The organism is Paramicrobacterium humi, assembly GCF_900105715.1.
Classification (GTDB): domain Bacteria; phylum Actinomycetota; class Actinomycetes; order Actinomycetales; family Microbacteriaceae; genus Paramicrobacterium; species Paramicrobacterium humi.
On the sequence record NZ_FNRY01000001.1, the window covers coordinates 385121 to 404664 of the forward strand.

Genomic DNA, 19544 nt, shown 5'->3' on the forward strand with positions numbered 1-19544 from the left:
GGGAGCACCGCGACGGAGTATCCGCCGCGCCGCGTTCAGGCCTGTGAGATGTCGGGAGCCTCCAGCCTCACGCGCTCGGCGGACTCGTCGTCGGGCTGCTGCTGCGAAGCGCGCTCGGCGGCGACGCGCTGCAGGTAGTGCTGCACCTCGGACTCCTTCTTCGCCTCGTCCCAGCCGAGCACTTCGCCCATGAGCTCCGCGACGACGGGAGCCGCCGAGACGCCTCGGTCCCACGCCTCGATTGAGATGCGCGTGCGACGCGCGAGCACGTCCTCGACGTGCAGCGCTCCCTCGCTCGTCGCCGCGTAGATCACTTCGGCCTTGATGTAGTCGTCGGCGCCGGGCAGCGGCTCCTGCAGCTCGGGCCGGTCGCGGATGAGGTCGAGGATGTCGTCGGTGAGCACGCCGTAGCGGTTGAGCAAGTGCTCGACGCGCGCCTTGTGCACGCCGAACGCGCGGGCGATCTTGCCGCGCTTGTTCCACGCCGCCTGGTAGCCCTCGGCGCCGAGCAGCGAGATGTTCTCGGTCGCGGACTCGGCGATCTTGCCGTCGAGAGCGTCGACGGCCGCGTCGATCGCGTCCTTCGCCATCACGCGATAGGTTGTCCACTTGCCGCCGGCGACGACGACGAGGCCGGGGACCGAGTGCGCGACGATGTGCTCGCGCGAGAGTTTCGAGGTCTCGTCGCTCTCCCCCGCGAGCAGCGGGCGAAGGCCCGCGTACACGCCTTCGACGTCGTCGCGAGTGAGCGGAACCGCGAGCACGGCGTTCACGTGCTCGAGCAGGTAGTCGATGTCGGCGGCCGTCGCAGCGGGGTGCGCCTTGTCGAGGTGCCAGTCGGTGTCGGTCGTGCCGATGAGCCAGTGCCGTCCCCACGGGATGACGAAGAGCACGCTCTTCTCGGTGCGCAGGATCATGCCCATCGTCGACTGGAAGCGGTCACGCGGAACGACGAGGTGGATTCCCTTCGACGCGCGCACCTTGAACTGGCCGCGCTCCCCCACCATCGACTGCGTGTCGTCCGTCCACACGCCCGTCGCGTTGACGACTTGCTTCGCCTTGACCTCGAAGTGCTCGTCGGTCTCGAGGTCGTGCGCCTTGACGCCGACGACGCGTTCGCCGACCTTGAGGAAGCCCTCGACGCGCACGCGGCTCGCCGCGTGCGCCCCGTACGAGGAGGCCGTGCGCACGAGCGTCGCGGTGTAGCGCGCGTCGTCCACTTGCGCGTCGTAGTAGGTGAGGCCCCCGACGAAGGCGTTGCTGCGCAGCGACGGGATCGACTTCTGCAGCTGCCGCTTCGACAGGTGCCGGTGGTGCGGCACTCCGGGCGGTCGGCCGCCCGTGTAGCTGAAGATGTCGTACAGCAGCATCCCCGTTCCGATGTAGAACCGTTCGAAGATCGGCTTGGTCAGCGGGTACAGGAAGCGCACGGGCTTCACGAGGTGGGGCGCGATGCGCTGCAGCAGAAGGCCGCGCTCGATCAGAGCCTCACGCACGAGTCCGAAGTCGAGCTGTTCGAGATAGCGGATGCCGCCGTGCACGAGCTTCGACGACCGGCTCGATGTGCCGCTCGCCCAGTCCCGGGCCTCGAGGATGCCGGTGGAGAGGCCCCGCGTGACGGCATCCATCGCGCTTCCCGCTCCCACGATGCCGCCGCCGATGACGAGGATGTCGAGTTCTTTCGACTTCATCGCCTCGATGGCTTCGGCTCGCTCGTCGGGACCGAGCTTGCGTGACCGTGCGACGGTCTTCCTGGCGCTCATTCGAACCTCCAACCGGGCGGCTACGGCGCTCCGCCCTCAGGTTCGACGCTAACGCAGTCTGTAGGGCGCGACAACCACTTCTACGCGCTGGAACTCCTTGAGGTCGCTGTACCCGGTCGTCGCCATCGAGCGCTTGAGGGCGCCGAGCAGGTTCGCGGTGCCGTCGGGCGTCACGGCGGGGCCGTAGATGATCTCTTCGAGCGTGCCCGTCGTGCCGACCTCGACGCGGTTGCCGCGCGGCAGCAGCGAGTGGTGCGCCTCCGCTCCCCAGTGGTAGCCGCCGCCCGGGGCGTCGGTCGCGCGCGCGAACGTCGTGCCGAGCATGACGGCGTCGGCGCCGCACGCGATCGCCTTGACGATGTCGCCCGAGGTGCCGAGACCGCCGTCGGCGATGACGTGCACGTAGCGTCCGCCGGATTCGTCCAGGTAGTCACGGCGAGCGCCGGCGACATCGGCAACGGCCGTCGCCATGGGGGCGTGGATGCCGAGGGTCGCACGCGTCGTGGACGCCGCTCCCCCGCCGAAGCCCACGAGCACGCCCGCCGCGCCCGTGCGCATGAGGTGCAGCGCGGCCGTGTAGGTCGCGGCACCGCCGACGATGACGGGGACGTCGAGCTCGTAGATGAACTTCTTGAGGTTGAGCGGCTCTTGGTTCTGCGAGACGTGCTCGGCCGACACCGTTGTGCCGCGAATGACGAAGATGTCGACGCCCGCGTCGACGACCGTCTGGTAGAACTCCTGCGTGCGCTGCGGCGACAGCGAGCCGGCGACGGTGACGCCCGCCTCGCGGATATCGGCGAGGCGACGCGTGATGAGCTCGGCCTTGATCGGCTCGGCGTACAGCTGCTGAAGCCGCTCGACGACGCGGTCGCTCGGCAGCGAGCGGATCTCGGCGAGCACGGGCTCCGGGTCCTCGTAGCGCGTCCACAGGCCTTCGAGGTCGAGGACGCCGAGGCCACCGAGCTTGCCGATCATGATCGCCGTCGTCGGTGAGACGACCGAGTCCATCGGCGCGGCGATGAACGGGGTGTCGAAGGTGAAGGCGTCGATCGTCCACGTCGTCGACACGTCTTCGGGGTCGCGCGTTCGTCGGGACGGCACGATCGCGACGTCGTCGAACGAGAATGTGGTGCGCGCCCGCTTGGCGCGGCCGATTTCGGTTTCGATGCTCACAACTCCACCCTATCGCGGCGGCCTGACGGCGCCCATGGCTCGAACACAGCGCTCGCGTTCCACAGAGGCTGATGTATCGCGTGCGATGCGAATGACCGCGGCCTCACCCAGCACGATGATCCGGCGGGCGGTTCCGTGCCCGATGGCACGGCGAGGCAGAACGCGAAACGGCCGCGGAAGCTGCGCAACGACAGCATCCACGACCGTGTCGTTTTCGAGGTCACCTACTTGCGGTAGTTCGGCGCCTCGACGACGATCTGCACGTCGTGCGGGTGCGACTCCTTGAGTCCGGCGGGCGTGATGCGCACGAACTTCCCGCGCTGCTTGAGCTCGGTGATCGTGCGCGCCCCGACGTAGAACATCGACTGACGCAGGCCGCCGATGAGCTGGTAGGCGACGGCCGAGAGCGGGCCGCGGTAGGGCACCTGCCCCTCGATGCCCTCGGGGATGAGCTTGTCGTCGCTCGGCACGTCCGCCTGGAAGTAGCGGTCCTTCGAGTAGGACGTCTTCTTCCCGCGCGTCTGCAGCGCGCCGAGCGAGCCCATGCCGCGGTAGGTCTTGAACTGCTTGCCGCCCTGGAAGACGAGCTCGCCCGGCGACTCGTCGCAGCCCGCGAGCAGCGAGCCGAGCATGACCGAGTCGGCGCCGGCGACGAGCGCCTTCGCGATGTCGCCCGAGTACTGCAGTCCGCCGTCGGCGATGATCGGCACGTCGAGGTCCTTCACGGCCTTCCACGCCTCGTACACGGCGGAGACCTGCGGCACGCCGACGCCCGCGACGACGCGCGTCGTGCAGATGGAGCCCGGGCCAACGCCGACCTTGACGGCATCCGCTCCGGCCTCGGCGATCGCGCGGGCGCCGTCGCCCGTCGCGACGTTGCCGCCGATGACGTCGACGCTCTCGAACGAGGGGTCGGACTTGATGCGGCGGATGATCTCGAGCACGCCCTCGGAGTCGCCGTTCGCGGTGTCGACGACGAGGACGTCGACGCCCGCGTCGCGCAGCGCGCACGCGCGCTCCCACGCGTCGCCGAAGAAGCCGATGGCCGCGCCGACGCGCAGGCGGCCGCTCTCGTCCTTCGTCGCGAGCGGGTACTTCTCGCTCTTGTCGAAGTCCTTGACGGTGATGAGTCCCGTGAGCACGCCGGCGTCGTCGACGAGCGGGAGCTTCTCGATGCGGTGCTTCGCGAGCAGCGCGATCGCGTCGTCGGGCGAGATGCCGACCTTGCCGGTGACCAGCGGCATCCGGGTCATCACTTGCGACACCGGTGTCGTGGACTTCTCGTCATCGGGAACGAAGCGCATGTCGCGGTTCGTGACGATTCCCTGCAGCACCCCGGCCTCGTCGACGACAGGGAGTCCGGAGACGCGGAACTGCCCGCAGAGTTCGTCGACCTCGGCGACGGTAGCGTCAGCGGTCGTGGTGACGGGGTCGATGATCATGCCCGACTCGCTGCGCTTCACGAGGTCGACCATCTCGGCCTGGTCGGCGATCGAGAGGTTGCGGTGCAGGATGCCGATGCCGCCCTCGCGCGCCATGGCGATGGCCATGCGCGCCTCGGTGACGGTGTCCATCGCGCTGGAGAGCAGGGGCGTTGCCACGGTGATCCGCTTTGTCAGGCGAGACGAGGTGTCCGCCTCGCTCGGGATGACGTTCGTGTGCGCCGGAAGAAGCAGCACATCGTCATAGGTGAGGCCGACGTAACCGAACGGGTCCGTGTTGTCCATTGCTTCCCTTCGAGGGTGGGTGGGAGAACCGGCGAAGAGAGGGGTGTGGCGCCGGTAATCCATGGTAACCATCGGGCACGGGTGTTTATGCCGCGTGACGGAGGCCCTTTGCGTGAGCGAGAACGACGCCCTCCAATCCGGCGAGACCCGACGATCGACGGATGCTGGCGCCCACGGCTGCGCTGCGCGCGGCGAACTCCGGCTCGCGCAGGATTCGCCGCACGGCCGCCGCGACCTGGTTCGCCGTCGGGCTGTTCGTGCGCAAACGCAGTCCGACGCCCGACCAGGCGACGCGCGCCGACACCTCGACCTTGTCTTCGGTGGTTCCGGCGATCACGATCGGCACGCCGTGCTCCATCGCATAGTGCACGCCGCCGTATCCACCGTTCGTGACGTACGCCGAGGTGCGCGGCAGGAGCCGGTCATACGGCAGGTAGTCGGCAACGCGGGCGTTCGCGGGCAGGTCCCCGTCGAGCTCGGCGACCGGGCGGCCGCCGGTGCTCGCCACGACCCAGACGTCCTCGGCGGCGAGGCCGCGGATCGTCGGCAGGAGCAGGTCGTTGAAGTTGCGGTTCGCGACCGTTCCCTGTGTGACGTGCACGATGGGACGGCCGTCGTCGAGGTCGCCCCACCAACGGGGCAGCGGGGTGTCGGAGGGCTGCGTGCGAGAGATCGGGCCAACGAAGTGCACGTTCTCCGGGATTACAGTGCGCGGGTACTCGAACTCGGGCACGGTGAACTGAACGATCGCGTCGGCCGCTGACGGCCAGTTGAGAATGAACCCGCGCGGCTCGGCGCCGCTGATCGCGCGGACCACTCGTTCTGCCTCCCGCTGCACGGGAGCGAAAATGCCCTTCTCGGCGACGAGAGTGAGCAGCGCGTTCCGCAGCCGACCGGCTGCCCCGGGCAGCGGCGGAATCCCCAGCCCGAAGGGGGCGACATCGGGATGCTTGAGACCGAGAGGGACGATGCCGAGGTTGATGATCGGCGGTCGCGCCGCCCGCGGCCTCGCGCACAGACCGGCGGCACCGAGAAACAGGCTCTCGGCGAGCACGACCTCGATTGCGTACTCGGCGACAGCGCTGTCGACCGCGGCGGCTTGCGCGATGGCGGGGGCGAGGAAGATCGTCGTCATGTCATACCGGATGCCGTCAGGACCCGTGCGGCCGACACGACCGGGGAACGCGGCATCCATGTCCGTGTCGTCGTAGTCGGCCTCCGCCGGGAGGGGCAGGAAGGTGGCGCCGGTCGCGACCACTCGATCGGCGTAGCGGGCGCCGGTGAGCAGGTAGACGGCGTGCCCCTGGTCGACGAGAAAGCGTGCAGCCGCGAGCACGGGGGTCACGTGGCCGTGCACCGGAGTGCTGCACACGAGGATGGAGGTCATGTCTTCTCGATTCTGATCTAGAATTGAATGAATGTGAGAAGTATTCACTACATTTGAAGGGTAGTCAATATGTCATCCGCGGATTCGTCCTCTCCTGCCCCGCGCCGCTACCGGTCGCGCCTGCGTGAAGAACAGGCGCTGCAGACGAAGAGCCGAATCCTCGCCGCGGCGTCGAGCGCTTTCGCCGACAAGGGCTATGCGGGAACATCGCTGTCGGATATCGCCGCCGGGGCGGGAGTCTCCGTCGAGAGCGTGAAGGTGCACGGTCCGAAGGGCCGGCTGCTGCTCTCCGCGTTCGAGACGGCGTTCGGCGGCGCCGAGGGGCAGCGCTCGCTGACCGAGAGCCCCGACCTGCAGCGGATCATGCAGATTCCCGACGACCACGCCTTCCTCGCGGAAGCCGTGGGGTTCATCGCCGAGGCAAACGCGCGCACGAGCGGGCTCTGGTCCGCTTTCGTGAGCGCCGCGTCCGGGGAGCCCGCCGTCCGCGAGGCGCTCGACGGTCTCAGCTCGCGCCGAAAGGCCGACTACCGTGCCGCCGCGCACCTCTTCTACGAGCGCGGTCTCGTCACGGGAAAGCGCGACGCGAAGCAGCTCAACCGTCTTGCAGACTCGCTCTCGTTCCTCATGTCGCCCGAGAGCCACGAGCAGCTCGTCACGCAGGCCGGCTGGTCGTTCAGCCGCTACCGAGACTGGCTCGTCAGCGCCGTCACGGCCGCACTCGCCCTCGAGGTGTGAGAGCGAGCGGCGCCAGCGCCGCTCACGTGAGCTCGAGCGTGCGGCGCCGCACCGATCGGGAGTGACGCACCATGTCGACAGTGAGCACGATCAGAGCGAGCCAGACGAGACCGAAGCCGACCCAGCGCTCGGGCGGCATGGGCTCGCGCATGATCACGACGCCGACAATGAACTGCAGCACCGGGGCGAGATACTGGAACAGTCCCATGTACACGAGCGGCAGCCGACGGGCGGCCGAGGCGAACAGCAGCAGCGGAACCGCCGTGATGACGCCAGAGCCGATGAGGAGAACGACGTTCGTCGCCCCCGCCGTGCCGAAAACGATGCCCGTCGTCATGCCGACCCAGACGAGCTCGACGGCAGCGACCGGTGCGAGGAACAGCGTCTCGAGGGTGAGCCCCGAGACGGCGTCGACGCGCGTGCCGACGCGGTTCTTCATGAGCCCGTACAGGCCGAACGAGAACGCGAGGACGAGCGCGATCACCGGCAGGTTGCCGTAGGCGACCCACAGAACGATGACCGCGAGGATGCTGATGCCCACGGCGACCCACTGCAGGCCGCGGAGCCGTTCGTGCAGGAAGACGACGCCGAGGAACACGGTCACGATCGGGTTGATGAAGTATCCGAGCGACGCCTCGACGACGTGTCCGGAGAGGGTGCCGATGACGTAGGTCTGCCAGTTGACGAAGATGAGCGCTGCCGCGATTGCCATCGCGAGCATCACGCGACCTGACCGGAACAGGCCGAGGAACGCCCGCCAGCCGCGCATGACGGTGAGCAGGATCGCGCAGAACACGAGCGAGAACAGAATCCGCAGCGCGACGACCTCGAACGGCCCCGTGGGCAGGAGCGCGACGAAGTACAGCGGGAGCGCGCCCCAGAGGATGTACGCCGAGGCGGCATAGCCCATGCCGGGCCGGCTGACGGCCGATGTCGCAGGAGAACTCACTGTCACGACAGTACCGCTCCGCCGGCCCGATCCGGGTGCCTGCCGGTCCGGACGGCCGGCTTTTCCGCAGGCGGAGGCTCGGCTCAGTTCGCGGTGCCGAGCAGCTGCCTGATCGAGCGCGCGAGCGACTCCGCGTCCGTGAACACGCGAGCGTGCCAGCCGAACTCGGTCGCGGCGGCCACGTTGTTCTCGAGATCGTCGGTGAAGTGCACGGATGCCGCGTCCACGGCGTGGCCGAGAGCGGCCTCGATGCCCGCGTGCGCGGCCGCGAAGCACGCGCGGTCCGGCTTCGCCACGCCGATCTCGTAGGAGTTCAGGACGCGCACGAAATGACCGAGGATCCCGTGTGCCTCGAGCTCCTGCCGCGTCGTGTCGGTGCCGTTCGTGAGGGCGAAGACGGGGTGCTCGCGTCGCAGCTCGTCGATGAGCGCTATCGTGCGCGGCACAAGCTGGCCCGTGTCGCTCGCCCATTCGGCGACGACGGAGGCGGCGTGTTCCGGGTGCCGCGCGTGACGGGCGACGCGCTCGGCCACGACCTCGACCCACGCGGCGCGCGTCAGCCGGCCCTCGACGAGCTCGCGCGCGAGTGGCTCGCTGAACGCGACCCGCTCGATGACGCCGAGCGGTGCATCGAGCTCGTCGCGCAGCCGCGCGGCCATGCGCTCGGGACGGAAGGTGCGCACGACGCCGTCGATGTCGAAGACGAAGACACGTGGGGCGGCCATGCCCCACAGTGTAGGCGGGAAAAGCGAAGACCCGGCGGGTGACCGCCGGGTCTTCGCTTTGCAGCGTGAGCTTAGCGCTCGACGACTGCGAGAACGTCGCGAGCCGAGAGCACGAGGTACTCGTCAGCGCCGAACTTGACCTCGGTTCCGCCGTACTTCGAGTAGAGAACCTTGTCGCCGACGGCGACGTCGAGCGGAACGCGGTTGCCGTTGTCGTCGATGCGGCCGGGGCCGACGGCGACAACTTCGCCCTCCTGCGGCTTCTCCTTGGCGGTGTCAGGGATGACCAGACCCGACGCAGTTGTCTGCTCTGCCTCGACCTGCTTGATGACGATGCGATCCTCGAGCGGCTTGATGGAGACCGACACGGTTGACCTCTTTCTCGTAAGAAGACTTGAGTTAGCACCCTCACTACGCGAGTGCTAACTGCAAGTTTACGGATGCACTGGCACTCGTGCAACGTGAGTGCCAATTGTGGGTCGGGTTTCGCTGAGGGCGTGCGGCCACGTGCTGATACGTTGACGGAATGGAACGCGCCGAGCTGGTCTTGCTTCTCACTCCGACGGGCCTCGCCCTGCTCGACGAGGTCTCGGCGCAGGGCGAGGCGACCGACCTCGTCGCCACCGTGTCGGCGCTGCGCAAGGCGGGTCACGACCCGCAGCTCGTCTCCGCCGCGCTCACGCAGTCCCGTCTGCGGCGCCACGCGCGACCCAAGTTCGGCGGCTTCGCCGATCGGATGCTGTTCACGCAAGCGGGCCTCGAGCAGGCGACGCGGCTCAAGGTCGCGGCCCTGCACGCCGGGCGGTTTGCGCGAGCGGGGCTCACGCGCGTCGCCGACCTCGGCTGCGGCATCGGCGGAGACGCGATGGCCCTCGCCGCTCTCGATCTGCAGGTCACCGCCGTCGACGCCGACGAGGTGACCGCGACGATGGCCGCCTACAACCTCGCCCCGTTCCACACGGCGACCGCCCGGCATGCGCGCGCGGAAGACGTCGATCTGTCCGAGTTCGACGCCGTCTACTTCGACCCGGCCAGGCGCACGGCGGGACACCAGAACACGGCGAGGCTCACCCGTCCCGAGGACTACACGCCGTCGCTCGACTTCGTCTTCGACACGGCGAGTCGGATGCCGACGGGCGTGAAGCTCGGCCCCGGCATCGACCGCGACATCATTCCCGACGCCGCCGAGGCGCAGTGGGTGAGCGTCGACGGCAGCGTCGTCGAGCTCGGGCTCTGGTTCGGCGGCCTCGCCCGTGACGGCATCCGTCGTTCTGCTCTCGTTCTCGGCCGGGAGGGCAGCCACGAGCTGTCGGCCGCCTCGGACGCCGAGGACGAGCCCGTGCGCGAGCTCGGGCAGTACCTCTATGAGCCGGACGGCGCCGTGATCAGGGCGCGACTCATCGGCGACCTCGCCCGACAGATCGGGGCGGCGCCGCTCAGCGACGGCATCGCGTATCTCAGCGGAGACGAGCTCACGGCGACGCCGTTCGCGACGGCATTCCGGGTGATCGAGCGGATGCCGCTGGACGAGAAGGCGCTGCGTCGGTGGGTGAAGCAGAACGAGATCGGCACGCTCGAGATCAAGAAGCGCGGCGTCGATCTGGATCCCGCGGCGTTCCGAAAGCGCCTGAACCCGCGCGGGGCGAGCTCGGCGACGCTCGTGCTCACGCGCGTCGACGGCCGCCACACCGCGCTCGTTGTCGAGCGGGCGGGCGGCGCCTCAGACGACTAGGAGTTGATGGCGCCTCCGGTCACGCCGACGGTTCCGATCACCGCGATGAGCGCGATGATCCAGATCACGATGGCGATGACGGCGATGGCGGTGAAGATGTAGCCGAGGATGAGGCCGGTGAGGGCGAGCCCGTCGCCTTGCTCGCCGGTCTGGCGGATCTGCTTGCGGGCGATGTGCCCGCACACGATCGCGGCCGGCGAGAACACGAACGCGGCGACGAGCGCGATTATCGCGAGAACGTTCGTGCGCGGCGGCTGAGGGTAGCCGTACTGCCCGTACCCGGCGGGCTGCTGCCCGTACGCCGGGGCCTGCTGGCCGTACGCGGGCGGCTGCTGAGGATACGACGGCGGCTGCTGCTGCCCGTACTGCGGAGGCTGCTGAGGCTGTTGCGGCTGTTGCGGCTGCTGGGGGCCGGGCTGTTGGGGGCCGGGCTGTTGCGGGGTGTCGCTCATGAGGGGTGCCTTTCTGTGGCGACGAGGGTCATCTCGTCAGGACGTAGATGATGCTGTAGGTGAACCAGCCGAGGGCGAAGACAGTCCCCGCGAACCCCGTGAGGATGCCCCACAGTGCGAAGGTGCGGTCGTCGTTCGGGTTGCGGCGTGCGATGAAGCCGAGGATGATCGCGATGACCGCGAGCGGGATCGTCCAGCCGAAGAACACGCCTCCGATTACGCCGATGATGCCGAGTACGAGGGCCGCGAGGCCCTTCTTCGGCGTGCGCGGCCGGGCCTGCGGCTGCGGATAGCCGCCGTATCCGACCGGCGCGTGCTCGGCGTGAGCCTGCTCCGGATAGGGCTGCGGCGGGTACGCCTGCGGCGGTTGCGCGTATGGCGCCTGCTGACCCTGCGGATAGCCGGGTGACGGGTAGCTCTGCTGCCCGTAGTCGGGGACCTGCGGTGTCTGCTGCGGGGCCGGCGGAGCGGGCTGGTTCCACGGAGCGCGTGCGGGGTCGCCGCCGGGGCGCGCCCAGGCGTCCGTTTCCTGCTGGACCTGCGGCTGGCCCTCCGGCTGCTCGCGCGACGGCTGGACCGGCAGGGGCGGACGCGGCGGCACGTCCGGCTCGTTCGCCTCTGTCATCTCTGCCCTCCTCGCGCGTGCGGCGTTTGGATTCACGCTACCTGAATCTCGGTCACCGGGAGCGTCGAGTCAGCACCGAAATCGAGCGTCGAGGGCTCGTGCCCGGCCATGATGCGCTGGGCGGCGAGCGCGGCGATCATGGCGCCGTTGTCGGTGCACAGCGACAGCGGCGGGATGCGCAGCGCGATGCCGGCGGCATCCGTTCTCTCCACCGCGAGCTCGCGAATGCGCTTGTTCGCGACGACGCCTCCGCCGAGAAGCAGTCGGGGCACGCCGTAGTCGTTGCAGGCGTTCACGGCCTTGGTGAGCAGCACGTCGGCGACGGCCTCGCGGAACGATGCGGCGACGTCCGCGACGGGCACGACTTCGCCGGCATCCTGCTTCTGCTCGACCCAACGCGCGACAGCGGTCTTGAGTCCCGAGAACGAGAAGTCGTAGCGGTGCTTCGCCATGTCCTTCGGCAGGCTCAGTCCGCGGGGGAAGCGGATCGCCGTCGGGTCCCCCTCGGCGGCGGCCTTGTCGATCTGAGGGCCGCCCGGGTACGGCAGGCCGAGGATGCGCGCGACCTTGTCGAACGCCTCCCCCGCCGCGTCGTCGATCGTCTCCCCGAGCAGCTCGACGTCGCTCGTGAGGTCGCGCACGAGAAGCAGCGAGGTGTGACCGCCCGACACGAGCAGCGCGATCGTGGGGTACTCGAACGGCTCGCCGCGGTCGTCGAGGATGTCGGCGCCGACGTGTCCGACGAGGTGGTTGACGGCGTAGATGGGCTTGCCGAGCGACAGCGCGAGCGCCTTCGCAGCGCCGACCCCGACCATGAGGGCGCCCGAGAGACCGGGGCCGCTCGTGACGGCGACGGCGTCGATGTCGCTCACGGCGATGCCGGCCTCGTCGACGGCAGCGGTGAGGGCGGGGCCGAGGGCTTCGAGGTGGGCGCGCGCGGCGACCTCGGGCACGACGCCGCCGTAGCGCGCGTGCTGCTCCATCGACGAGGAGATCGTGTTCGACAGCAGCTGCGAGCCGCGCACGATGCCGATTCCGGTCTCGTCGCAGCTCGTCTCGATGCCGAGCACGAGCGGGTTCTCGCGGTTCATGCTGCTCCTGTGCGGTTTTCGGGGTGGTCGAGCTTCATCACGACGGCGTCGATGCCGCCGCGGTAGTAGCGGGGACGCACGCCGATCTCGCTGAAGCCGAGCGTGCGGTACAGCTCTTGGGCCGAGGGGTTGTCGGCGCGCACCTCGAGGAACACGGCGCGAGCGCCGACGGATGCCGCATGCGCGATGAGCGCGCGCATGAGGGCGCGGCCGATGCCGGCGCGGCGCTGCTCGGCTGCGACGGCGATCGTCTGGATGTCCGCGTCGGTGCTGCCGCTCGGCGCGAGGACTCCGGCATAGCCGATGATCGCGCCGTCCTCCGCTTCGGCGACGAGGTAGCGCGTGTGCTCGCTCTCGAGCTCGGCGCGCATCGAGTCGCGCGACCAGTCGTCGGGTGCGAACGTGACCGTCTCGAGCAGCATTATCGCGTCGAGGTCGTCCGCGGTCGCACGACGCAGCGCGCTCACGCCGTCACTCGCTTGCCCGCGGAGGGCGACACATCGGGCGAGCGCAGATACAGCGGCTCGTCGGCCGCGAAGGCACGGCCCGCTGCCCACGTGTTCTCGGCGATCATGCCGAGCTGCCCCGCGGGAACGCGGACGGCGTCGAATCGCGTCGCCTCCCCCGCCTCGACGTCGGCCGGCTTGGCAAGGCCGGGCCCGTCGACGCGGATCGGCAGCCCGGCGGCATCCATTCCGCTGTAGCGCGACCAGTACACCTCGCGGCGGCGGGCATCGCTCGTGACGAGCAGCTCCCCCGTTCCGCCGGCCGCGTACCAGTCGGCCGCGATCGCGTCGTGGCTGACGACCGGAACCACGGGCTTGCCGGCGCCGAACGCGAACGCGCGCGCTGCGGCGATGCCGATGCGCAGTCCTGTGAAGGGCCCGGGGCCCATGCCCGCGGCGACCGCGGAGAGCTCGGCCGGGCGCACGCCCGCCGCCTCGAGCACGTTGCGGATGAGCGCTCCGACGACCTCGGCGTGCCCGCGAGTGTCGTCGCTCGAGCGTTCGGCGATGATGCCGCGATCGTGGTCGACGACCGCGACGGAGGTTCCGATGGACGAGTCGATGGCGAGAAGCACGCCTCAAGCCTACGCGCTGGCGGCGCCCCTGCTGATGCGCACGGTGCGGGGCTCGTCGGCCTCGTCGCCGGCATCCGTCCCGTCCCCGTGGACGGCCTCGACGGCTCCCGTCGGACGGTCGATCTCGACCTCGAGCCACGACTCGGCGACGCCGTGCAGCATGCCCCTGCCCCATTCGACGACGACGACGCTGCCCGCGAAGTCGATGTCGAGGTCGTCAAGTTCCATCGCGTCGCCGAGGCGGTACGCGTCGACGTGCACGAGCGGCGCGCCACCGGAAAGGCTCGGGTGGGTGCGGGCGAGAACGAACGTGGGGCTCGTGACCGGCCCGCGCACGCCGAGGCCCTCGCCGATGCCGCGCGTGAGCGTTGTCTTGCCGGCGCCGAGCGGACCGGTGAGCACGAGCAGGTCGCCCGCGCTCAGCGTCCGCCCGAGCTCGACGCCGAAGGCGTGCATGTCGTCGGCGGTGTCGAGCACGGTCGTGGAGGGAATCTGGATCATGCGCCGATCCAAGTGCGCGGCACGCGATCGCCGATGCGCGTGACGATCTCGTAGTTGATGGTGGATGCCGCTGCCGCCCAGTCGTCGGCGGAGGGCACGCCCGCGCTCGCGTCGCCGAACAGCACGGCCTCGTCGCCGACCCGCACGTCGGCGTCGCCGACGTCGACGACGAACTGGTCCATGGCGATGCGACCGACGTTGCGACACGTCACGCCGCCGATCGCCACCGTCGCGTAGCCGGACGCCTGCCGCGGGATGCCGTCGGCGTAGCCGAGCGGGATGAGCGCGAGCGTCGTCGGCCGGGGCGTGCGGTGCGTGTAGCCGTAGGAGACGCCGGCGCCAGCGGGCACCCGCCGCACGGCCGCGACCTGCGCGCGCAGGGTCATGGCGGGGCGGATGCCGAGCTCGGCGCTCGACTCGTCGTCGAACGGCGTGAGGCCGTAGAGCCCGATGCCCAGGCGCACCATCGTGAGCCGGGAATCGGGGATGCGCAGCGCGGCAGCGGTCGCGGCAGCGTGCAGCAGCTCGGGGTCGAGCCCCGCGTCGCGCGCGGCAGTGGTGAGCTGCGCGAACAGCTCGAGCGCCGCGCGGTCGTCTTCCGGCGAGGTGTTCGACACGTGCGTCATGAGTCCGCGCACGCGCAGCACGCGCTCGCTCTCGAGTGCGGCGGCGCGCGCGAACAGCTCGGTCGCGAGCTCGGGCGCGAGTCCGTTGCGGCTGAGTCCCGTGTCGATCTTCACGTGCACGGGAACATCGGATGCCGCGGCCGCACGGGCCGCGCGTGCGAGGCGCTCGAGCTGCTCGACGCTCGAGACGGCGACCTCGATGCGGTTCGCGACCGCTGGTGCGAAGTCGGTGTCCGGGCCGTGCAGCCAGCACAGGATGGGAGCGGCAATGCCGGCGGCCCGCAGGGCGAGCGCCTCGTCGAGGTCAGCCGTGCCGAGCGCGTCGGCGCCCGCCGCTTCGAGCGTCTTCGCGACCGGCACGGCGCCGTGACCGTAGGCGTCGGCCTTCACGACGGCGAGCGCGGGCACGCCGACGCGCTCGCGCAGCACGCGATAGTTCTCGGCGATCGCGCCGAGGTCGACGACGGCTTCGCGGAACAGCGTCATGCGCCCGCCTCCTCTGCGCGCTCGGCGACGACGAAAGCGATGGCCGCTCCCGCATCGTGAGTCATCGACAGGTGCAGCGCCGTGATCCCGCGTCGCCGCACGACGTCGGCCGTCGACCCGGATAGGGTGAATCCCGGGTCGCCCGCGGGCGACTTGTCCACGACGATGTCGAGCCAGCGCACACCGTCGGAGCTGCCGAGCGCCTTGATGAGCGCCTCTTTCGCGGCGTAGCGGCCCGCGAGCGAGCGCAGCGGCAGCATCCGTTCGCTCTCAGCGAACAGCCGCTCACGCAGTCGAGGCGTGCGGTCGACGGCCCGCTCGAAGCGCGCGAGGTCGACGAGGTCGACGCCGATTCCGACGATCACTGCTCACCGGCGCTCATGGCTACTCGACGGTCACCGACTTGGCGAGGTTGCGCGGCTGGTCGACGTCGAGCCCCTTCGCCGTGGCGAGCTCCATCGCGAAGATCTGCGTCGGGATGACGGCGAGAAGCGGCTCGAACAGCGGCGCTGCGAGAGGGACGCGCACGACGGTGTCGGCGAACGGCAGCACGGCGACGTCGCCCTCCTCCGCGATCGCGATGATCTTCGCTCCGCGGGCGCGGATCTCCTGAATGTTGGAGACGACCTTCGCGTGCATCGTCTGCGAGCCGCGCGGGCTCGGCACGACGACGAAGACGGGCTGGCCAGGCTCGATCAGGGCGATGGGGCCGTGCTTGAGCTCGCCCGCGGCGAAGCCCTCGGCGTGGATGTAGGCGAGCTCCTTGAGCTTGAGCGCGCCCTCGAGCGCGATCGGGTAGCCGACGTGGCGGCCGAGGAACAGCACCGCACGGGAGTCGCTCATCCAGTGCGCGAGCTGGGCGATCTCGTCCTGCTGGGTGAGCACCTCGGCGATCTTGTCGGGCACCGACTGCAGCTGCGCGATGTTCTCGGCGAGCGCCTGCTCGGACAGGGTGCCGCGAACGCGTGCGAGGTGCAGGCCGAACAGGTAAAGGGCCGTGATCTGCGCGACGAAGGCCTTCGTCGACGCGACAGCGACCTCGGGGCCGGCGTGCGTGTAGACGACGGCGTCGGACTCGCGCGGGATCGTCGCGCCCTGCGTGTTGCAGATCGAGAGCGTCTTCGCGCCGTGGGCCGCGGCGTACTTGACGGCCATGAGCGTGTCCATGGTCTCGCCGGACTGGCTGATCGAGACGACGAGCGTGTGCTCGTCGATGACGGGGTCGCTGTAGCGGAACTCGTGGCTGAGGGCGACCTCGACGGGAAGCTTCGTCCACTTCTCGATGGCGTACTTGCCGACCATGCCGGCGTACGAGGCGGTGCCGCACGCGACGACGACGACGCGGGAGATCGTGCCGAAAAGCTCGTCGAGACCCTCGAGCTCGGGAATGTGCACGAGCCCGTCATCTCCGACGCGACCGCGGACCGTGTTCGCCACGGCCTCGGGCTCTTCGCTGATCTCCTTGGCCATGAAGCTCGACCAGCCGCCCTTGTCGGCGGCGGACGCGTCCCACTGCACTTCGAAGGGCGTGGACTCGACGGGGTTGCCCTCGAAGTCGGTGACCTCGACGCCCTCGGGCGTGATCGCGACCATCTGGCCCTCGCCGATCGCGAGGGCGTAGCGCGTGAACTCGACGAAAGCGGCGACGTCGGAGCCGAGGAAGTTCTCGCCCTCGCCCAACCCGATGACGAGCGGGGAGTTCTGGCGGGCGCCGACGACGAGGTCGGGCTCGTCCTGGTGCACGGCGAGGAGGGTGAACGCGCCCTCGAGGCGGCCCACGACGCGTCGGAACGCCGCACGCAGGTCGCCCGTCTTCTCGTATTCGCGGCCGAGCAGGATCGCGGCAGCCTCGGTGTCCGTCTCACTTGCGAAGGTGTAGCCCTCGGCGAGCAGCTCGTCACGGATCGCCGCGAAGTTCTCGATGATGCCGTTGTGGATGAGCGCGAGCTTTCCGTCGGCGCTCAAGTGCGGGTGGGCGTTGTCATCGGTCGGTCCGCCGTGCGTGGCCCAGCGCGTGTGTCCGATGCCCGTGCTGCTCTGCGGAACGGGAGACTCCGCGACGTCCTCCGCGAGAACGGCGAGCTTGCCGGCGCGCTTGCGCGTGCTCAGGGTTCCGTCTTCGCCGATGACGGCGACGCCCGCCGAGTCGTATCCGCGGTATTCCAGCCTGCTGAGGCCGTTCATCAGTACGTCGATGCTGTCGCGCTGGCCGACGTATCCCACAATTCCACACATGGGCCCAAGTTTACGGGCACAAAGCTGAGCGTCCGACCGCGCGGGCGGCATACCCTGAGGTCAGCCGAACGAGCGGCGATCAAGGAGGAGCGCATGGACACCATCGACGTGGAGCTTGCAGTGATCGGCTGGGGCAAAGGCGGCAAGACCCTCGCGCGAACCCTCGCTTCCTCGGGCCGGAAGATCGCACTGATCGAGCAGTCGCCGCGCATGTACGGCGGCTCGTGCATCAACGTCGCCTGCGTGCCGACGAAGGCTCTCATCACGAGTGCGAGCACGCGCCGTGATTCCGATGATCCGGACAACTGGTTCACCACGTCCGTCGTGCGTCGCGACACCCTCACGGGCGCCATGAACGACGTGAACTTCCACATGGTCGACGATCTCGACTCGGCAACCGTGATCGACGGCCGAGCGCGATTCGTGGAACCGAGGCGCCTCGAGGTCGAGACGGCCGGCGGGACCGTCACGGTGCTCGCGCAGAACGTCGTCGTCAACGTGGGGACGACGCCGGGCCGCACGCGGATTCCGGGCGCAGACGAGCCGGGAGTGTACGACTCGACGACGATTCAGCACGCGTCCCCGCGGCCCTCGCGGCTCGTCATCATCGGCGCGGGCGTCGTGGGCGTCGAGTTCGCGACGATGTTCGCGGGCTTCGGCACGCAGGTCGACCTGCTCGGACGGTCCGAGCGCCTGCTGCCCGGCCGCGACCGGGCGGCCGTCGCAGAGCTCGAGAAGGACCTGAGGGACGCCGGGATCGGCATGCACCTCGGGTTCTCGGTCGACCGGATCGAACGGGTGGGGCACGAGTTCACCGTGCACGCGGGCGAGCGGACCTGGAACGGCGACGCCGTGCTTCTCGCGTCCGGGCGTTCGGTCCCGACCGACGACCTCGGCCTCGATGCGGCCGGAATCGACGTGGACGAGCGCGGGTACATCGTCGTCGACGAGAAGCTGCGCACGAGCGCGGACGGCGTCTACGCCGTGGGCGACTGCAACGGCGGCCCGCAGCAGACGTACATCTCGCTCGACGACTTCCGCATCGTGCTCGACCAGTTGACCGGCGATGCGACCCGATCGACGGCAGACCGCACAGCGGTGCCGACGACGATCTTCACCGTTCCGCCGTTCGCATCCGTCGGGCTGACAGCCGAGCAGGCAGCGGCCGCGGGACATTCCGTTCTCGCCTCGAGCAAGCCCGTCGCGAAGATAGCCGCGTGCCCGCGACCCAAGATCCTGGGCGACCCGCGCGGCGTGATCTCGTTCGTCGTCGACGCGCACACCGATGCCGTGCTCGGCTGCACCTGGTATTCCGTCGACGCGCAGGACGTGATCAACCTCGTCTCGCTCGCGATGGACGCCGGAGTGACGGCGACGCAGCTGAGGAACCGCATCTACACGCACCCGTCGACGGCCGAAGCGATGAACGAAGTGCTCGGCGAGCTCACGCCGTTCGAGGGGTGACCGCCGGCCGGCGCATCGCAAGTCCCACGATGGCAGCGATGAGCGCCGGCATGAAGAACACTCCGATCGTGAGTGCGCCGAGGAACACGAAGATCGCCAGCAGCACGACGCTCGCAACCGACGCGGCCTGCCAGCCGCGATGAGGGAAGAACAGCGGAAGCGCCGCGACGACCACGGGAACGGCGAGCGAAATGAGGATCATCGGGCCGTTCACCTCGAGGAAGCTTCGCGTGACAGTGCTCTCGTGACCGCTCGAATCTGAGGTCACGTCCGTGTAGCGGGTGCCGAAGAGGATCATCGCGTCAGCGGCGAGCGCCAGCACGACGGCGATGATCTGAGCGATGCGCTTGCCGTTCACGTAGGGCAAAGTCTCCGCCTTTCGCGCGAGGGTGACTCTTGTCGCCTATGGTCGCAGGTCGAGGAAGTCCGAGAGCCACATCGTGACGGAATCGAGGCATTCCGGCGTGACGAAGCCGGCAGCGGCGGTGACCCGGTCTCGGTTCAGCGTGCGCGGCTGTTCCGTCATCGCCCAGGATGCTCGGTCGGGCCCGAGTTCCCCCTTGAGCAGCACATGGTTGGGCCAGCCTCTGTTCACCGTCGTCACGGGTACCGCGATGAAGAGCGTCGTCACCGTTCGCAAGTACGCATTCCCCCGACACGACGAGGACGGGGCGGTGGCCACGCTGCTCGTGTCCGCTGGTCGGATCGAGGGCGACCCATACGATCCGCCCTCTCCGGAGTTCGTCAACGAGCGCCATCGATCAGCTGAGACGGAAGTGCGGCGAGCCA

21 protein-coding genes and 1 pseudogene are annotated in these 19544 nt (G+C 69.4%); 3 read left to right on the forward strand and 19 right to left on the reverse strand.

The genetic code is table 11. The features are described 5' to 3' along the window. Positions 1 to 35: 35 nt before the first annotated feature. From BLV49_RS01875 to BLV49_RS01890, 4 genes are all read right to left on the reverse strand, one after another. A complete protein-coding gene (locus BLV49_RS01875) occupies positions 36 to 1763 on the reverse strand; it encodes a glycerol-3-phosphate dehydrogenase/oxidase (RefSeq protein WP_091179262.1) in 1728 nt (575 codons plus the stop codon). 48 nt (positions 1764 to 1811) lie between these two features. Next, positions 1812 to 2930, reverse strand: coding sequence for a GuaB3 family IMP dehydrogenase-related protein (locus BLV49_RS01880; RefSeq protein WP_091186604.1), 1119 nt, complete (start codon positions 2928 to 2930; stop codon positions 1812 to 1814). A 230-nt stretch (positions 2931 to 3160) separates the two neighbouring features. Next, a complete protein-coding gene (gene guaB / locus BLV49_RS01885) occupies positions 3161 to 4663 on the reverse strand; it encodes an IMP dehydrogenase (protein ID WP_091179272.1) in 1503 nt (500 codons plus the stop codon). A gap of 85 nt (positions 4664 to 4748) precedes the next feature. Beyond that, on the reverse strand, positions 4749 to 6050 hold the full coding sequence (locus BLV49_RS01890; protein ID WP_091179275.1) for a glycosyltransferase: 1302 nt from the start codon (positions 6048 to 6050) through the stop codon (positions 4749 to 4751). 69 nt (positions 6051 to 6119) lie between these two features. Between BLV49_RS01890 and BLV49_RS01895 the strand changes: the two genes are divergently transcribed. Beyond that, positions 6120 to 6788, forward strand: a complete 669-nt coding sequence (locus BLV49_RS01895) for a TetR/AcrR family transcriptional regulator (RefSeq protein ID WP_091179277.1) — start codon at positions 6120 to 6122, stop codon at positions 6786 to 6788. A 22-nt stretch (positions 6789 to 6810) separates the two neighbouring features. On the opposite strand, the gene rarD is transcribed toward BLV49_RS01895, so the two are convergent. The 3 genes from rarD to groES form a co-directional block, all read right to left on the reverse strand. Next, positions 6811 to 7737, reverse strand: a complete 927-nt coding sequence (rarD, locus tag BLV49_RS01900; protein ID WP_434061447.1) for an EamA family transporter RarD — start codon at positions 7735 to 7737, stop codon at positions 6811 to 6813. 83 nt (positions 7738 to 7820) lie between these two features. After that, complete coding sequence (locus tag BLV49_RS01905; protein WP_091179282.1) at positions 7821 to 8462, reverse strand: HAD family hydrolase; 642 nt, start codon at positions 8460 to 8462, stop codon at positions 7821 to 7823. Between the two features lie 71 nt (positions 8463 to 8533). Continuing rightward, on the reverse strand, positions 8534 to 8830 hold the full coding sequence (gene groES, locus BLV49_RS01910) for a co-chaperone GroES (protein WP_091179284.1): 297 nt from the start codon (positions 8828 to 8830) through the stop codon (positions 8534 to 8536). Between the two features lie 158 nt (positions 8831 to 8988). Between groES and BLV49_RS01915 the strand changes: the two genes are divergently transcribed. Further along, positions 8989 to 10194 (forward strand): class I SAM-dependent methyltransferase, encoded by a 1206-nt coding sequence (locus BLV49_RS01915; RefSeq protein WP_091179285.1) that lies wholly within the window; start codon positions 8989 to 8991, stop codon positions 10192 to 10194. Here the strand turns inward: BLV49_RS01915 and BLV49_RS01920 are convergent. The 9 genes from BLV49_RS01920 to glmS are packed head-to-tail and all read right to left on the reverse strand — an operon-like array spanning position 10191 to position 17291. Further along, the gene (locus tag BLV49_RS01920) at positions 10191 to 10646 is read right to left on the reverse strand and encodes a DUF4190 domain-containing protein (protein WP_091179287.1); all 456 of its coding nucleotides are present in this window, start codon (positions 10644 to 10646) and stop codon (positions 10191 to 10193) included. The genes BLV49_RS01915 and BLV49_RS01920 overlap by 4 nt on opposite strands. A 28-nt stretch (positions 10647 to 10674) precedes the next feature. Continuing rightward, positions 10675 to 11271, reverse strand: coding sequence for a DUF4190 domain-containing protein (locus BLV49_RS01925; RefSeq protein ID WP_091179290.1), 597 nt, complete (start codon positions 11269 to 11271; stop codon positions 10675 to 10677). Between the two features lie 32 nt (positions 11272 to 11303). Further along, positions 11304 to 12362 carry a tRNA (adenosine(37)-N6)-threonylcarbamoyltransferase complex transferase subunit TsaD gene (gene tsaD, locus BLV49_RS01930; protein WP_091179292.1) on the reverse strand — a complete coding sequence of 353 codons (1059 nt, stop codon included), beginning with the start codon at positions 12360 to 12362 and terminating at the stop codon, positions 11304 to 11306. Next, positions 12359 to 12829, reverse strand: a complete 471-nt coding sequence (gene rimI / locus BLV49_RS01935; protein WP_091179294.1) for a ribosomal protein S18-alanine N-acetyltransferase — start codon at positions 12827 to 12829, stop codon at positions 12359 to 12361. The genes tsaD and rimI overlap by 4 nt, the downstream gene beginning before the upstream one ends. After that, on the reverse strand, positions 12826 to 13443 hold the full coding sequence (gene tsaB, locus BLV49_RS01940) for a tRNA (adenosine(37)-N6)-threonylcarbamoyltransferase complex dimerization subunit type 1 TsaB (protein ID WP_091179295.1): 618 nt from the start codon (positions 13441 to 13443) through the stop codon (positions 12826 to 12828). Before tsaB ends, rimI begins: the two co-directional genes overlap by 4 nt. A 9-nt stretch (positions 13444 to 13452) precedes the next feature. Continuing rightward, positions 13453 to 13944, reverse strand: coding sequence for a tRNA (adenosine(37)-N6)-threonylcarbamoyltransferase complex ATPase subunit type 1 TsaE (tsaE, locus tag BLV49_RS01945; protein WP_091179297.1), 492 nt, complete (start codon positions 13942 to 13944; stop codon positions 13453 to 13455). Next, positions 13941 to 15056, reverse strand: a complete 1116-nt coding sequence (gene alr, locus BLV49_RS01950) for an alanine racemase (protein WP_091179299.1) — start codon at positions 15054 to 15056, stop codon at positions 13941 to 13943. Before alr ends, tsaE begins: the two co-directional genes overlap by 4 nt. After that, complete coding sequence (locus BLV49_RS01955; RefSeq protein ID WP_091179301.1) at positions 15053 to 15421, reverse strand: holo-ACP synthase; 369 nt, start codon at positions 15419 to 15421, stop codon at positions 15053 to 15055. The genes alr and BLV49_RS01955 overlap by 4 nt, the downstream gene beginning before the upstream one ends. Before the next feature lie 19 nt (positions 15422 to 15440). Then, entirely contained in the window at positions 15441 to 17291 is a 1851-nt protein-coding gene (glmS, locus tag BLV49_RS01960; RefSeq protein ID WP_091179304.1) for a glutamine--fructose-6-phosphate transaminase (isomerizing), read from the reverse strand. Positions 17292 to 17384: 93 nt separating this feature from the next. Here glmS and BLV49_RS01965 point away from each other — a divergent pair, with 93 nt between their 5' ends. Continuing rightward, complete coding sequence (locus BLV49_RS01965) at positions 17385 to 18755, forward strand: FAD-dependent oxidoreductase (RefSeq protein ID WP_176980691.1); 1371 nt, start codon at positions 17385 to 17387, stop codon at positions 18753 to 18755. Here the strand turns inward: BLV49_RS01965 and BLV49_RS01970 are convergent. The 3 genes and pseudogenes from BLV49_RS01970 to BLV49_RS17395 all read right to left on the reverse strand — a co-directional run. Further along, positions 18736 to 19122, reverse strand: coding sequence for a hypothetical protein (locus BLV49_RS01970; protein ID WP_143033930.1), 387 nt, complete (start codon positions 19120 to 19122; stop codon positions 18736 to 18738). The two genes, BLV49_RS01965 and BLV49_RS01970, sit on opposite strands and share 20 nt — an antisense overlap. A 36-nt stretch (positions 19123 to 19158) precedes the next feature. Further along, positions 19159 to 19386, reverse strand: coding sequence for a type II toxin-antitoxin system PemK/MazF family toxin (locus BLV49_RS17280; RefSeq protein ID WP_281245297.1), 228 nt, complete (start codon positions 19384 to 19386; stop codon positions 19159 to 19161). Positions 19387 to 19444: 58 nt separating this feature from the next. Then, positions 19445 to 19513, reverse strand: a pseudogene (locus BLV49_RS17395) (hypothetical protein); the annotation flags it as partial. Positions 19514 to 19544 lie beyond the last annotated feature (31 nt).